Genomic DNA, 14,841 nt, shown 5'->3' on the forward strand with positions numbered 1-14,841 from the left:
CCGGCATCACCCGGCTGTTCGAGCCGGCGCAGGGTGGTCAGATCGCCTGGCTGCTGCCCCCTCCACCCCCAAACCCCCCCTCAATCCCCCGGGTCCTGTTGTCCCCCCTAATTTCGGTGGGTTAAAACCGTCCACCGCAAAGGATGGCTCGAGCGGACGCGACTCGGCTTAGTCAGCTAGCACCGCGTCCGGACTCAGGTCCAGGCGGCGGAGCAGTTGGGCATTGACCGCGACGACGACGGTAGAGGCCGACATCAGCAGGGCACCGACTTCCATCGGAAGTGTGATGCCCCAGTGCGAGAGCACGCCCGCGGCCAGGGGCACGGCGATGATGTTGTATCCGGCTGCCCAGACCAGGTTCTGGATCATCTTGCGGTAGGTGGCGTGCGACAGTTTGATCACCGATAAGACAGCGCGGGGGTCGTCGGAGGCCAGCACGACACCGGCGGAAGCGATAGCGACGTCGGTGCCGGCGCCGATGGCGATGCCGACGTCGGCACGGGCGAGGGCGGGGGCGTCGTTGACGCCGTCGCCGACCATCGCCACGGTGTGCCCGGCGTCTTGGAGGGCTTGGACTTTGGCGCCTTTGTCCTGGGGCAGGACTCCGGCGAAGACTTCGTCGATGCCGAGTTGGGCAGCGACAGTGCGGGCGACGGGCTCGGCATCGCCGGTGATCATGGCCACGTGGATGCCGCGAGCGTGCAGGGCCTTGATGGTCTGGGCGGATTCGGGGCGGATCTCGTCGGCCAGAGCTAGTGCCCCGATGAGCTTCCCGTCGCGCAGGACGTGCAGCACGGTCGATCCCTGCGCGGACCACTCGGCCGCAGCGGGTGCTGGGTCGAGGTTGTGCTGGTCGAGCATCGCGGGCCCACCGACGCTGATCTTTGTGCCGTTGATTGTGGCGGTGACTCCGACACCGTTCTGGGCGGTGAAATCTGTCGCGGTGGGAATGCTGATGCCGCGTTCGGTAGCAGTGTTGACGATGGCGCGACCCAAGGGGTGTTCGCTGTCGGACTCTGCGGCTGCGGCCAAGGCCAGGACTTCGTCGTCACCGATGCCGGGTTGGGTCGAGGTGGTGGCGACGACGGCGGGTTCGCCGCGGGTGAGGGTGCCGGTCTTGTCGAACAGGATCGCATCGACGGTGCGCATTCTTTCGAGAGCGCGGCGATCGGTGATCAGCACACCGGCTTTGGCAGCTCGTTCGGTCGCGATCGAGACCACAAGCGGGATCGCCAGTCCCAGGGCGTGGGGGCAGGCGATGACGAGCACGGTGATGGTGCGGGTGACCGCGGATTCGGGCTGCCCGAGCAGCAGCCAGGTGATCGCGGTGATGACCGCTGCGCCGGAAGCGAACCAGAACAACCATGCCGCGGCGCGGTCGGCCAGCACCTGGGCGCGTGAGGTCGAGTTCTGCGCTTCGGCGACCAGGCGCTGGATTCCGGCCAGCGCGGTGTCGGAACCGACTGCGGTGATCCGGACCCGTAGAGCGGAGTCGGTGGTGACGGTTCCGGCGACAACCCGGTCGCCGGGGCCACGGTGGACCGGGCGGGATTCGCCGGTGATCATGGATTCGTCGACGTCGGCGCTGCCGGTCTCGACGCTGCCGTCGGCAGGGACTCGTGCGCCCGGGCGGACGACGACCAGGTCGCCGGTGCGCAGGTCAGTGACCGGCACGGTGGCGGTGGTGCCGTCCTCTCCGAGACGTTCGGCTTCGTCGGGCAGCAACGCGGCCAGCGATTCCAGCGCGCTGGAGGCTTGGCCGAGCGAACGCATCTCGATCCAATGGCCCAGCAGCATGATCACAATGAGCAGTGCCAGTTCCCACCAGAAGTCGAGCTCGTGGGCCAGCAGGCCCAGTGTCGAGCCCCAGGAGGCGGCGAAGGCCACGGTGATCGCCAGCGCGATCAGCAGCATCATCCCTGGCTGACGGGAACGGATCTCGCTGACCGCCCCTGTCAGGAAGGGCCGTCCGCCCCAGAAGAACATCACGGTGCCCAGCGCAGGGGACACCCACTGCAACCCGGTGGGCACGGTGTAGCCGATGAGGTCGGCGAACATCATGTCCGCGGCGACGACCGGCACGGCCAGGGCGAGCATCACCCAGAACAGGCGCCGGAACATCGCGACGTGATCGCCGTGGCCCGCGTGCCCGCCGTGGCCTGTGTGCCCGGCGTGATCGTCGTGGGTGCCGTGGTCGGGTGCAGGCGCACCGTGATCGTGGCCGGAGGTGGCGGTGTGCTCGTGATGTTCGGGTCTCGGGTGCGAGGCCTCGTTGTGGTCAGGGCCACGGCTTCCGCCGTGTTCGTGAGTGTGGGCGGTCGCTGGGTCGGCGTCGGAGCGTAGGTGATCGCTGGACATGCGCTGACGTTCCTTTGGGTCGACGGCAGGGGCGCAGCCGCGGCCGAACTCGCCGCGACCAGGGCGAACGGGATGGCTCAGCTTTTGGATCGGTTGGATTTTCCGCGGCGGAGCAGGGCGCGCAAGGCCTCGGATTCATCCTCGCTGATCTGGTCGACGAAATGCGCCAGCACGAGATCGGAGCGCGTGCCTTCGAGGGCATCACGCATGAGCTGTGCGCTGTATTCCTCGCGGGTGAGGGTGGGCCAGTACAGGTATGCCTTGCCATGGCGTTCGCGGTCGAGCCAGCCCTTGCGGTGCAGGTTGTCCATGGTGGACATCACCGTGGTGTAGGCGATCTCGCGTTCGAGCAGCAAACTTTCGTAGACGTCACGGACGGTGAGGTCGTCTTCGGCCGCCCACACGCGCTCCATCACGACGGCTTCGAGATCGCCGAATCGGTGTGCCACGACCAACCTCCTGACAGGAACCTTAAATCTACGTAGCAATATCGTAGGTTGTTCGGTGATGTTCTGTCACTTCGACCTGGTCGAAGTGCAGATGAGGGTCGATCGCCATCGTGGGATCGACCCTCATCTGACCAGGCCTGTGTTACCAGCTGCCGGTGCGCGGAAGCGGGAATCCGGGCCGGTAGTTGTTGAGCAGCGGGGCCTGATGGTTGCGGTGGTTGCCGTGGCGACTGCCCGGGTGGTGGTCACGGTGGCGGTTGTCGTGTGCGGCGGAGACCTCGGTGGCCGATGCGGTGGTGCCGGCGTCGGCGAGCGCCGGAGAGGCGAGCGTGGCAGTGGCGGCGACGGTGAAGATCGCAAGGCCGACGCTAGTGGCGATCCGGCGCGTGCTCTGCGGTGAGGATTTGGTGTTCATAGTGGCCTATCTCGTAGAACTACTATCTACGTACGCAGATAGTAGTTTGCTTGTCACGTCGCCCTGGTGGAATTTCGTGGGTCGGCCGACTGGCGACTCGACGGCCGACCCACGTGACCCGTTGGGGGTCACATTTGACAGCACGAGGCCATCATCGAGCACATCCAGTCGCACAACATCTTCATCGGGTTCATCGGTCGGTCACCTCCTTTCGCATCGGTGGCGGGCATCAGGTATCGGTGGGCGGTACGCGCACTGACGCGCGGTGGAAACCGCGGCATGGGGCAGCGGCACTCGGCCTGGGGTTATTGCTCGTAGGAGACGACGGCCATCATCCCGGCTTCACCGTGGTAGACGTTGTGGCAGTGCAGCATCCACTGGCCGGGGTTGTCGGTGTCGAAGTCGACTTCGACGGTCTGGTTGGGCACCACGATCAAGGTGTCCTTGCGTGGCCCGGCCCCGGAGCCGGTGACGACCTGGAAGGTGTGGCCGTGCAGGTGCATCGGGTGCCACATCATCGTCTTGTTGTTGAACCGCAGCCGGACCCGTTGCCCGGCAGTCACATCCAGCGGGGCATGGTCGGGGAAGGCTTTGCCGTTGATCGTCCAGATGTATTTGTTCACGTCGGCTTCCAGGACCACATCGAGGATCTGATCAGGTTTGCGGTCGGGCAGCCGGACGGCCTCGGCCGCGCTCAGCCTGTCCGCTGACAGCGGGATCGCGGCCAGTTCGGTGGGGCGAGCATCCGGCGGTGGTGGAGTGCCGGATCCGGTTCGGATGAGCGCGAAGCCCTGACCGGTCTTGCCTTCGGCGGAGGCGACCAGCGGGAACACCCCGTCGCCGAGTTCGACCACGGCGTCGTAGCGTTCGCCCATCCCGATGAGGATGTTGGCGGTCGACACCGGATCCACGGGGAAGCCGTCGGTGTGGGTGACCCGTAGCTGGTGACCACCGAGGGCGACGCGGAAGGCGGTGTCGGAGGCAGCGTTGATGATGCGCAGCCGCATCCGCTGTCCCGGGCGGCCCTGCAGGACCACGGGGTCGGTGCCCAGGCGCCCGTTGATCAGGTAGTAGGGGTATTGCACGTCGCCGGTGTCGGTGCCCAACGGCATCGCCGGGTCACTGGGTGCCGACATCGGCGCCGAGCCGCTCATCGACATTCCGCCGTGGTCCATGCCGCCGGATTGCCCTCCCATGTCCATTCCGGCCATGCCCTGCTCACGCAGCCTCGCCAGCTCCTTGTCCGGGTCGCGGCCGTCGACACCGTCGAGCCAGTCGTCGAGCACGATGACGGCTTCGGTGTCGTAGTCGGATCCCTCGTCAGGGTCCTCGATGATCAGCGGGGCGTAGAGGCCGCGGTCGAGCTGGACACCGACGTGCGGGTGGAAGAAGTAGGTGCCCGCATCGGGAACGGTGAATTCGTAGCGGAAGTTCGCGCCCGCGGCGATCGGGTCCTGGGTGATCTCGGGAACGCCGTCCATGTCGTTGCGCAAGGCGATGCCGTGCCAATGCACCGTCGTCGGCGCGGGCAAAGCATTACTCAGTTCGGCACGCAGCACCTCCCCGCGGCGCAACCGGATCTCACGCCCGGGCAGGGAGCCGTCGTAGGTCCAGGTCTGGACCTGGACCCCGCCGAGATCGACCGTGCTCGGCGCGGGACGCAGCGATACCTCGCGCACCGCCGCGGTGGCCGATCGCCGGGTGTCCTCGGCGGATCGGACCGCTTCGGAATCGGGGCCGACCGGAGAACGCTGAGGCGAGGTGGAATTCCCGCATGCCGCCAGCAGTGCGGCTGTGCCCGCACCGGCGCTCAGCGCCAGAAAGTTGCGCCGGGTTCTGAGCATGCCGAGGTTGGGTGGTGACGACATGGGCGTCTCCTTCGTCGTGTCGATACCGGTGATCGACTGGCCGGTGAATGACTGGGTTTGTGCAGGTGAAGAGGATTTCTCGTCGCATGCTAGGGCGCTCGTGTGTGGGGAGAGGCACGTGAGCGGGCGTGTTGGTTGTTCACCTCGTTGCCGCGCGAGTGAAACGAATTCGTCCTACGATCACGGCCAGGCTGTCGCGCGCGTCTCGTCGCCGAGATCTGCGCGGCCCGCTCGGTGCGGGTAAGCCGGAAGGTGAGGAGGTTCGGGTGGCAGGCGGCGGGTTCGGCGAGCTGGAAACGGTGGTCATGGACACGGTGTGGTCGGCCGGCGAGCCGGTCAGTGTTCGCCAGGTGCGCGAGGTGATCGCCGGCGGGCGTGAGATCGCCTACACCACGGTGATGACCACCATGGACAACCTTCACCGCAAGGGCTGGCTCGACCGTGAACGCCATGGTAGGGCCTACCTCTACTGGCCCACTCTGACTCGCGAGCAGTACAGCGCCGGACTGATGCGCGCCGCGCTCGATGCGGGCGGCCGCGCTGAAGACGTGCTGGCCCGGTTCATCGAAAGGATGACCCCCGCGCAATCGCAGCGGTTGCGTGAGGCGCTGCGGCAGCGGCCGCGAGGGATCGATCACCCCGACTCCAGCGGCTAGCGGGGTCCGGAGCACACGCGAGGTGTGCAGTGGCCGCCGTCGTCGGACGGGTCGTGGCGACCGGCGTCGGCGCGATCGTGTCCGTGCCCGCGTGGACCACCATCGGTGCTGTGGCCGTTGTCGACGCGAGAGTTGCCATGCCAGGCGGTGCCCCGGCCGTCATCGGCGCCCGCGGGTCGGCCGCTGGTCCCCGAGGCCGACGGTGCCGCGGTCGCGGGAACAGCGACCAGAAAGGTCGCAGCCGCGGCGATCGATGTGGCAGCCAGCAGGCGGGCGGGAAGGCGATGTCGCTGGGGTCGGGCGGTGGTGGTCATGATGGTCCCTTTCATCGTTGCCGGTGCGGTTTACCGCCGGCGGGCGGCGGGTTAGCCGCATTCGGACGAACAAACGGTGCTCGTCACGTGCTCGTCACCGGGGCATGTCACGGATGTGACTCGCGCAAGGTCTTGTGGTCCGACACGCCGAGGCGTGCGCCTGATCACACAACACAAACTATTTACGTACCGAGATAGTAGATTGATCGCTGTGGTTGTCAACCAACCCTCCGCTTGCGGATAGGGTAGGAACCGCCAAAAGTATTGGTGCCCAGCGTGATCGAGTTCGGGAGGTGGAGTTTGCGCAGCAAGGCAGCGTGGGGGCTCTCCGCGCCGGTCTACGACACGAAGACGGGCACACGATCCCATCGCGACGCTGTGGATGTGGCGGCGGCGCCATTGCGTTCGCCGTTATGTGTTCGTTATTGTCGCGGCATCGTGAATTCTCTCGGTCGGATGCGCAGGGGTAGCTGGTTGGCAGTTCTGCTGCTGGCCGCCCTGGTGATCGTTCCTGCCGCCGATTGCCTGCTCTTCAATGATCAGACCGGCTCACGTGTCCATCACGCGCTCACCGCTGCCGCGCCCGTCAGCGCGACTGACCACGACCACGCCGATTTCGACGCCGCGACCGGCCACGACCACGCCCTCCCTACCGTCGACGCGACCCAGCTGTGCATCGCGCACGCCGGGCACTGCCCGGACAAGGCGCTGCCGCCGGGCATCGTGTCGCTGACGCTGGCCGCTCTGGTGCTCGCCGCTTTCACCGCGGTCTGGACGCCGGCGTCGACACCGGACTCCCGCGCTGGTGGTATTCGTGGGCCGCCTACTGCGCCGCGTTCGCCTGATGGGCGCACTGTACTGACTCTGTTCTGTATTTCCCGACGCTGATCGGTCAGCGCCAGGCCGATCCGTCGTGTCCGGCCGGTGCTCGCTGCCCATCGTCGTGGCGTACCGCTAACGCGGTCGCCTGTGCAGAGAAGAGACAGCAACCGTGAACAACACCTCGACCTTCCCCACCCTCGAACTCGCCCACACCCGTCGCATGCTGGGCGCCCCAGATGCCATCGATGCACCCCGCGGTCTGGTCGGCAACACCCCGGTGCTGCGGATCGGAGAACCTCTGGCCGGCGCCGATCGCGGGTTCTGGGCCAAGCTGGAAGGGTTCAACCCTGGCGGGATGAAGGACCGTCCCGCGCTGCACATGGTGCAGAAGGCGCGCGAACGCGGCGATCTGGCGCCTGGCGCGCGCATCGTCGAATCGACCAGCGGCACGCTGGGCCTGGGGTTGGCGCTGGCCGGGATGGTGTACCAGCACCCGGTGACCGTGGTCACCGACCCGGGGCTGGAACCGATCGTCGCCCAGATGCTGGCCGCCTACGGCGCCACGGTCGACCTGGTCACCGAACCGCACCCGGTCGGTGGCTGGCAGCAGGCGCGGCGCGACCGGGTCGCCGAGCTGCTGGCTGCCGAGGACGACGCCTGGTGCCCGGATCAGTACAGCAATCCCGACAACGTCGAGGGCTACGAATCCCTGGCTTTGGAGCTGATCGAGCAGCTGGGCACCGTCGATGTCCTGGTGTGCGCGGTCGGCACCGGCGGACACTCGGCCGGAGTCGCGCGCGTGCTGCGCCGCTACAACCCGGAGATGAAACTGGTCGGCGTCGACACGATCTCCTCGACGATCTTCGGCCAACCGGCCGGGCCGCGGCTGATGCGCGGCCTGGGTTCGAGCATCTACCCCGCCAACGTCGACTACGCGGCCTTCGACGAAGTCCACTGGGTCGCCCCGGCGGAATCGGTGTGGGCGTGCCGCACACTGGCAGCGACACACCACGCCACCGGCGGGTGGAGCGTGGGCGCGGTCGCGCTGGTCGCCGGATGGGCCGCCCGCGTCGCCGCGCCGTCGACCCGAATCGCCGCGGTGTTCCCCGACGGGCCACACCGCTACTTCGACACCATCTACAACGACGCCTACTGCGCCGAGCACGGGCTCCTCGACACCACCCCGCCGATCGCGCCCGAAGCGATCAGCCACCCCGGTGAACGGGTCGTGCAGCGCTGGACCCGCTGCACCACGGTGGTCTCGCCGACGGCAATGGCAGAAGGAGAACTCGCCTCGTGACCGTGGTCACCAAATTCGCCAGTTTCGACCGGCCCGCGCAGCTGTTGATGATCAACCAGTTCGGCATCAACCTCGGCTTCTACATGCTGATGCCGTACCTGGCCGGATACCTGGCCGGCCCACTGGGGCTCGCGGCGTGGGCGGTCGGACTGGTCCTGGGTGTACGCAACTTTTCCCAGCAGGGCATGTTCCTCATCGGCGGCACCCTGGCTGATCGGCTCGGCTACAAACCGTTGATCGTGGCCGGATGCTTGCTGCGTACCGGCGGCTTCGCGCTGCTGGTCTTCGCCGAATCCCTGCCCGCGGTGTTGATCGCTTCCGCGGCGACCGGCTTCGCGGGCGCGTTGTTCAATCCGGCCGTGCGCGCCTATCTGGCCGCTGACACCGGCGAGCGCCGCGTCGAGGCGTTCGCGGTCTTCAACATGTTCTATCAAGCGGGCATCCTCGCCGGACCGCTGGTCGGGCTGGCGTTGATGGCGGTCGACTTCCGCGTCACCGCCGGGGTCGCGGCGGCGGTGTTCGCCGCGTTGACCATCGCTCAGCTGTTCGCCCTGCCCGCCCGCCGCGGTGAAGCCCCGGCCGAGAAGACCTCGGTGCTCGACGACTGGCGCCGGGTCATGTCCAACCGGCGGTTCCTGGCGTTCTCGGTAGCGATGATCGGCTCGTATGTCTTGTCGTTCCAGGTGTATCTGGCCTTGCCATTGCAAGCGGAATTCATCGCCGGGGCACGCTCGCAAACCCTGGTCTCGGCCTTGTTCGTGGTTTCCGGCGTCGTCGCTGTCGCCGGTCAGCTGCGCATCACCGCGTGGTTGCGTGCCCGCTGGGGGCCGGGCAAGAGCCTGGTCGCCGGCATGGCCGTGCTCGCTGCGGCGTTCATCCCCTTGATCATCGTGCCCACCACGGGGCTTTTCGGCACCGTGGCCGCGGTGACCGCGCTGCTGGTCACCACCACGCTGCTGGCGATCGGCACGGCGGCGGTGTTCCCGTTCGAGATGGACACCGTGGTCTCGCTGTCGGGAAACAAGCTGGTCGCCACCCACTACGGCTTCTACAACACCGTCGTCGGTGTCGGCATCCTGGTCGGCAACCTGGCCACCGGTACCCTCGTCGGCGCCGCGCGCGACGCCGGACTGGACTGGGTCGTCTGGGCGGGCTTGACCGCGATCGGCGTCATCGCCGCCTACGCCTTGGCCCGGCTGGAACGATCCGACCGCACCGCGACCGCGCCCGAGCAGCACGTCACCGGACGTCATCGTCTGCCCAGCGGACGCCACCGGCTCACCGAACCCGCCTTTGCGGGCTCGGATCCGGTGACCACCCCATTGCGCCGCCGATCCGGGCGCGGCATCGAACCGGTGAATCGGCTCGGTACGGCGACCAAGCCCCGACCGGCGGCAGAATCCGACCAGCGCACCTACCGCCGCCAGCCCCTACCGCCGCGGCCGCGGACAGCCGTCGGTGAAGACCGACACGGTCCCGGGCCTCGTCTCCCGAACGGCGCGCCGCGCCCGTGGCCGGGTTCGGAGCCCGAGCGACGCGGACACCGCCGGGTCCAACCACCGGCGCCCCGCACACACTCCTCTGCCGAGGACCGGCGCTCGCGTTATCCCGCCGCCGGACCGGAAACCAGGCGGTGAGGCCCGCCTGGTTCCACAGCCAGGCCGGTGATGTCGTCGAGCGCCGGGGCCCTCCCATCGGGTCCCGGCCTCTGATCGTTGCTCACCACCTACTCAAGGAAATATGACATGACCACAGTTCTGCGGCGCCTGGCCGTCACCTTCGGCGCCGCTGCGGCCGCCACCGTGCTCGCCGGCGGTATCGCCTCGGCGCACCTGGGTGTCGAAGCCCCCGGCGCCAAGCAAAACACCTCCGCGGTATTGACCTTCCGCATCTCCAACGAATCCGAGCAGGCCTCGACCACCGCGTTGACGGTCGAGCTGCCCGGCCTCAAAACCGCGCGCACCGAACCGCTGCCCGGATGGACCGCCACGGTGAACCGGGATGCGGCCAAGATGGCAACCTCGGTCACCTGGACAGCGGATCCAGGGGCCGGTGTCGGCCCAGGCCAGTTCCAGCGTTTCGATCTCTACGCCGGGCCGCTGCCCACCCAGGACTCCGTCGCCTTCCGCGCCGTTCAGACCTACAGCGACGGCAAGGTCGTCACCTGGGACCAGCCCAGCACCGAGGGCGCACCCGAACCGGAATTCCCGCTGCCGGTCCTGGCTCTGGCACCCGCTCCCGCCGGCGACGGACACGGACACTCCCACGCCGCCGCCCCGGCAGCCCAGGACGAGCACGATGCCGAGACCGGCACTGATTCGGCGACGCGCTGGATGGCTGCGGGCGGGCTGGGACTGGGCGTGATCGCCGCGGCCGTCGCGGTGGCCGCACTGGCACGCACCCGCCGTACCACTCGATAGTCACTGAGCGGCCAGTGGGTGCAGATGCAGAAAACAGCCGCGCTAGCACTCACTGGCCTGGACAAGGCCACGCACGGCACTGTTCGGGGACGTGGCAGCATTCGCCGAGAATCGGGCAGCACGCTGTCGCCTTTGCGATGCCGCCATGCCTTCGCCCAGGGCGCCGCCGCGCTCACCAAGGCAAGTGGAACCCGGAGTGCCGGGCTGTGAAGTCTCAGCCTGAGTTGAGGCCGCTGGCGTCGAGGGCGGCAAACGAACACGACCGTAGTGATCGCGGGCGGGCTGCGCGTCCTACTGGATCGCTTAGTAGGATCACCGCGTGATCTTCGCGCCGATGACTGCACGACGAGCCGCGCTGCTGCGGCTTGCGGTGGCGCTGTCGGCGTTCGTCGCGATCGCCCTCGTGCACGGGGCGCAGTGCCAGACCGGCATGCCGATGACGATGGCGCACTCGGCCGCCATGGTCGGTGGTGTGGCGGGTCAGTGTGGTGGTGCGCAGGTTGGTGATGCCGGAATCCACGAGCATGATCACGGCCCTGATTCCGGGGTGGGCGTCCAGGCTGCCGATACGCCGTTGACGGTGGCCGACGATGCCGTGCCTGCCCCGCCGGTGGGTCTGGTGATGGCGTGTTTGGCGGCATTCCTGGCGATGCTGGCGACACTCGCCTTTCCGCGGCGCGACGTCGTTGCCACTGTGCTTCGCCGAGCCCCGGATGTCGCGATGATACGGGTGCGGGCGGTCCTGCCGCGTGCACCGACCTTGGCCGAACTCTGCGTGTTGCGGACATAGGAGCGGGCGCCCGGGATGTGTCCGATGTTGTGACCGTCTCGGGTCTCGCGCCGCCGACTCTGTCGTCGGCGCGAACTGTCATGCCGTTGTCTTTCCTTTCCTCGCAGGAGTCTTTCGTGAATCTTTTTCCTGTTCTGGTGACCGGCTTGTTCGCCGGCGGTGTGTCGTGTGCTGCCGTGCAAGGCGGTCTGCTCACCGGTCTGATCACCCGTCAGCGCGCCGCCGCAGCGGCGGGTGTCGGCGCTGCATCGGCCTCCAACAGTGCCGCTGGGACAACGACGGGCCAGCCGCGTTGGGGCCAACGGGTCGTCGATGATCTCGCCCCGGTCGGCGGGTTCCTTGCCGGGAAATTGTTGTCGCACACCGTGCTCGGCGCGGTCCTGGGTGCCGTCGGAGGTGCCGTGCAGTTGTCGACCGGTGCCAGGACCTGGCTGCAGATCGGGGCAGGGCTGTTGATCATCGTCTTCGGTCTCGCGCAGCTGGGCGTGCCGGGGTTCCGAGGCATCGTGGTCGAACCACCCGCGTCCTGGATGCGGGTACTGCGCAAGCGGGCACGTTCGCAGGCCGCGCTTGCTCCGGCGGTGCTAGGTGTCTCGACGGTCCTGATCCCGTGCGGGGTGACGCTGTCGGTGGAGGCGCTGGCCTTGGCCTCGGGCTCGCCGTGGTGGGGTGCGGCGATCATGGCGGTCTTCGTGCTCGGTACCAGCCCGCTGTTCGCGATCCTCGGATACGCCGCCCGGGTCGCGGCCACGGTGTGGCGGGGCAGACTGGCCCTGGCCACCGGTGTCGTGGTGCTCGCGATGGGCTTCTACACACTCAACGGAGGCCTCGAGCTCGCCGGTTCGCCGCTAGCGGCCAGCCGGATCACCGAGTCGATCGGATTCGAACCCCCAGCAGCAGACGCCTCGGCCGCTGTCGTCGCCGACGGTGTGCAGACCCTGACAATCACCGCCAAGACCGGCTCCTACGGTCCCAAGAATATCGAAGCCGTCGCGGGCATCCCGACCACGCTCGTCGTCAAGACCAACCGAACACAAGGATGTGTTCGGTCGATGGTTGTTCCGAGTCTCGGCATCACCGCGACGCTGCCGACCAGCGGCGAAACCCGCATCGACCTGGGCACTTTGCAGCCCGGCCGCTTGGACTACACCTGCGGTATGGGCATGTACTCGGGCATGATCACCATCCTCTGAAGGGGCAACTCCGCATGACCACCCACATTTTCCGGATCGAGGGCATGCACTGCGGCAGCTGCGCACTGCTCATCGACGACACCCTCGAAGACCTGCCCGGCGTGGCCGGCACGCAGACTTCGATGAAGAAGGGCCGCAGTACCGTGGAGCTCGATGTCGCGGTCACCACCGTCGAGGACGTGATCGCCGCGATCACCGAGTTGGGCTACACCGCGGTGGTCACTCGATAGTTACGGGACCGGCCAGGGTTGGGTCAGCAGGTCGGCGTTGACCTGCTGGCGCACCCACAACCCCAGCACCGCGACCACGGCGACGATCCGCAATACGCGGCGTAGTCCTGGACGCAGCGCGATCTGTAACCAGTGGCCGGTGAGCACTCCGATCGCGCCGCGCGCCAGGGCAAGGAGGGCGACGGCGGCGAGGACAAGGACGCCGGGATTGTAGCGAAGAGACTCCGACACTTCGCCGGTCAGCAGCAGGTAGGTGGCCCGGGTTCCGCCGCAGAAAGGGTCCATGAGCCCGAGGAAATGCGTCGGTCCGTGCAGATCTACCGATGGGACACCGACAACCCGTAGCGCCGCGGCGCCGCCGAGGAATACGAGAGCGGACAGCGTCAGCCACTGCAACCGGTCACCACCGGGCCAGCGGGCGGCGTCGGGGACCAAGGACCGACCTGCCATCATCGACTCCTTCACCTTCCTGGATACAAGACGTAGTTCACAAGACGCCGAACAACCGCCAGCGCGATCGCCGGACGCAAGCCGAGCTTGCCCCGCGACCGGCGGGCCCTTGCCGGGTTCAGGTGCCCAGCGCGCAGACACCGATCCCACCTGCCGCGGCCAGGGTCGCGATCATCGGTCCCAGGACGACCGCGGCGATAGCGGCCGAGGCGGCGACACGATTGATCCGGGTGGGTGCCGGGGGATCCGCGAGGCGGCGAACCCGATCGACCAGCCCCACTTCAGTGGCCGCGACCGGGGCCATGCCGTGATTGTCGGCCAAGGTCACCAGCGCCTCGCAGACAGTAATGGGTCCGTAGATGTCGGCGGCGGCGTCGTCGGCGATCATCTCGGTCAGGCGCGCCACCTGCGCGGCGCCGGTGGCGAACAACTCGATGCGGGGGAACACCGAGGCGAGTGCTCGGGTGAAGGCGAGTAGCAGGTGGTGGCGTCCACGCAGGTGGGCGCGTTCGTGGGCCATGACCGCGGCCAGCTGTTCCTCGTCGAGGGTGGCGACGATGCCCTGGGTCAACACGATGGTGTTCGGGTTGCCTGCCACCGAATAGGCCGCCGGTTCGGGATGATCGAGCACCACCGCGTCGTGGCGGTCATGACGGCGACCGACCATCCGTGCCGCCTGCGCATGCTGATGAGTCACCGATCGAGCCCGGACCAGCGAACGGCACAGCCGCCACGCCGCGACGAAAGCCGCGAGTGCCGCCAGCCCTGTCAGCGTCCACAGGCCGATCTGGACAGCGATTCCGTACGAGCCGGCCGCGGCGTCGTGCAGTTGCCTGAAACAACGTCCGAGATCCAGATGTTGATCGGCGAGCAGATCGCGGACGACATCGACGCCGAGGAAGGCAACCGCGACGGCCCAGGACAGCAGGACCGAGACGATAGCGCTGAGCCAGGCTACCAGGCCCAAGCGGGGATGTTGCCCGTCGCCGGCCGTGCGCAGCAACAGTGGCGGCGCCAGCACCGCCACGACCACGGTGTAGGCCAGTAGGCACAGTGCCACACTCATGAGAGCGCCCGCGGCGTATCTGTATCGACGACCACGACCGTACGCACGAACATCGATGGCACCGATTGGCTCCTCTGCCGGGTCGAGATACGGGCGTTGTACACAGCATTTGCGGCTCGCCAACATACTATCGGCCCCTGAAGGCGGCCAATGATCGCGCCGCCGCGGCGCCGCTACCGATCATCTGCCGGGTAGTTGCATTCCGCGTATCTACTATCTACTATCTACTGACGTAGATAGTACTTGCGCCGTTCTCGGCGCGGGCGCCCCTAAGAGCCAGGGGCGTTGGTCACGGCTCTGGGCGCGCGATCCCCTCATCTCGCGCGCTCGGAGCCGGCCTTCGGGAGTGGGGGGGGCGGCCGCGGGGGGGGGCCCCCCCACCCCCCCGGGGGGGGGGGCCCGGGCGGGGGGGGGGCCACCCCCACACCCCGCCGCCGGGCCCCGGGCCTTGGGTTGGGCGGGCCACTACTCGGGGCGCCGCCCTCACTTTTGTTCTACTAGCAGGGCCGC

The 14,841-nt window shown here is 67.8% G+C and carries 13 protein-coding genes and 1 pseudogene; 8 read left to right on the forward strand and 6 right to left on the reverse strand.

All coding sequences use genetic code 11. The annotated features are described in order from the left end of the window. Positions 1-168: 168 nt before the first annotated feature. From QH270_RS02055 to QH270_RS02070, 4 genes are all read right to left on the reverse strand, one after another. On the reverse strand, positions 169-2,358 hold the full coding sequence (locus QH270_RS02055; protein ID WP_425300301.1) for a heavy metal translocating P-type ATPase: 2,190 nt from the start codon (positions 2,356-2,358) through the stop codon (positions 169-171). 77 nt (positions 2,359-2,435) lie between these two features. Then, positions 2,436-2,807: a BlaI/MecI/CopY family transcriptional regulator gene (locus QH270_RS02060; RefSeq protein WP_169812125.1), complete on the reverse strand. Its 372-nt coding sequence runs from the start codon at positions 2,805-2,807 to the stop codon at positions 2,436-2,438. Positions 2,808-2,949: 142 nt separating this feature from the next. Continuing rightward, on the reverse strand, positions 2,950-3,222 hold the full coding sequence (locus QH270_RS02065) for a hypothetical protein (protein WP_054811689.1): 273 nt from the start codon (positions 3,220-3,222) through the stop codon (positions 2,950-2,952). Positions 3,223-3,527: 305 nt separating this feature from the next. Next, positions 3,528-5,090, reverse strand: a complete 1,563-nt coding sequence (locus QH270_RS02070; RefSeq protein ID WP_054811688.1) for a multicopper oxidase family protein — start codon at positions 5,088-5,090, stop codon at positions 3,528-3,530. 266 nt (positions 5,091-5,356) lie between these two features. Here QH270_RS02070 and QH270_RS02075 point away from each other — a divergent pair, with 266 nt between their 5' ends. The 8 genes and pseudogenes from QH270_RS02075 (at position 5,357) to QH270_RS02110 (ending at position 12,815) form a co-directional block, all read left to right on the forward strand. Further along, positions 5,357-5,746, forward strand: a complete 390-nt coding sequence (locus QH270_RS02075) for a BlaI/MecI/CopY family transcriptional regulator (protein WP_082392784.1) — start codon at positions 5,357-5,359, stop codon at positions 5,744-5,746. A 590-nt stretch (positions 5,747-6,336) separates the two neighbouring features. Further along, positions 6,337-6,948: a hypothetical protein gene (locus QH270_RS02080; protein WP_127516122.1), complete on the forward strand. Its 612-nt coding sequence runs from the start codon at positions 6,337-6,339 to the stop codon at positions 6,946-6,948. A 154-nt stretch (positions 6,949-7,102) separates the two neighbouring features. Next, entirely contained in the window at positions 7,103-8,182 is a 1,080-nt protein-coding gene (locus QH270_RS02085; protein WP_054811724.1) for a PLP-dependent cysteine synthase family protein, read from the forward strand. Next, positions 8,179-9,429: pseudogene (locus QH270_RS02090) on the forward strand (MFS transporter); the annotation flags it as partial. The gene QH270_RS02085 and the pseudogene QH270_RS02090, both read left to right, overlap by 4 nt. 498 nt (positions 9,430-9,927) lie before the next feature. Beyond that, complete coding sequence (locus QH270_RS02095) at positions 9,928-10,602, forward strand: YcnI family copper-binding membrane protein (RefSeq protein ID WP_054811684.1); 675 nt, start codon at positions 9,928-9,930, stop codon at positions 10,600-10,602. Between the two features lie 319 nt (positions 10,603-10,921). Beyond that, positions 10,922-11,392, forward strand: a complete 471-nt coding sequence (locus QH270_RS02100) for a hypothetical protein (protein ID WP_054811683.1) — start codon at positions 10,922-10,924, stop codon at positions 11,390-11,392. 116 nt (positions 11,393-11,508) lie between these two features. Then, positions 11,509-12,585 (forward strand): sulfite exporter TauE/SafE family protein, encoded by a 1,077-nt coding sequence (locus tag QH270_RS02105; protein ID WP_232998203.1) that lies wholly within the window; start codon positions 11,509-11,511, stop codon positions 12,583-12,585. Between the two features lie 14 nt (positions 12,586-12,599). After that, positions 12,600-12,815 (forward strand): heavy-metal-associated domain-containing protein, encoded by a 216-nt coding sequence (locus tag QH270_RS02110; protein ID WP_054811682.1) that lies wholly within the window; start codon positions 12,600-12,602, stop codon positions 12,813-12,815. Here the strand turns inward: QH270_RS02110 and QH270_RS02115 are convergent, their stop codons facing one another. Next, the gene (locus tag QH270_RS02115) at positions 12,816-13,265 is read right to left on the reverse strand and encodes a DUF2752 domain-containing protein (protein ID WP_082392792.1); all 450 of its coding nucleotides are present in this window, start codon (positions 13,263-13,265) and stop codon (positions 12,816-12,818) included. A 118-nt stretch (positions 13,266-13,383) separates the two neighbouring features. Next, positions 13,384-14,331, reverse strand: a complete 948-nt coding sequence (locus tag QH270_RS02120) for a M56 family metallopeptidase (protein WP_054811680.1) — start codon at positions 14,329-14,331, stop codon at positions 13,384-13,386. Positions 14,332-14,841: the final 510 nt, after the last annotated feature.

Origin of the sequence: Nocardia neocaledoniensis (assembly GCF_029868625.1) — a bacterium.
GTDB classification, from domain to species: Bacteria; Actinomycetota; Actinomycetes; order Mycobacteriales; family Mycobacteriaceae; genus Nocardia; species Nocardia neocaledoniensis_A.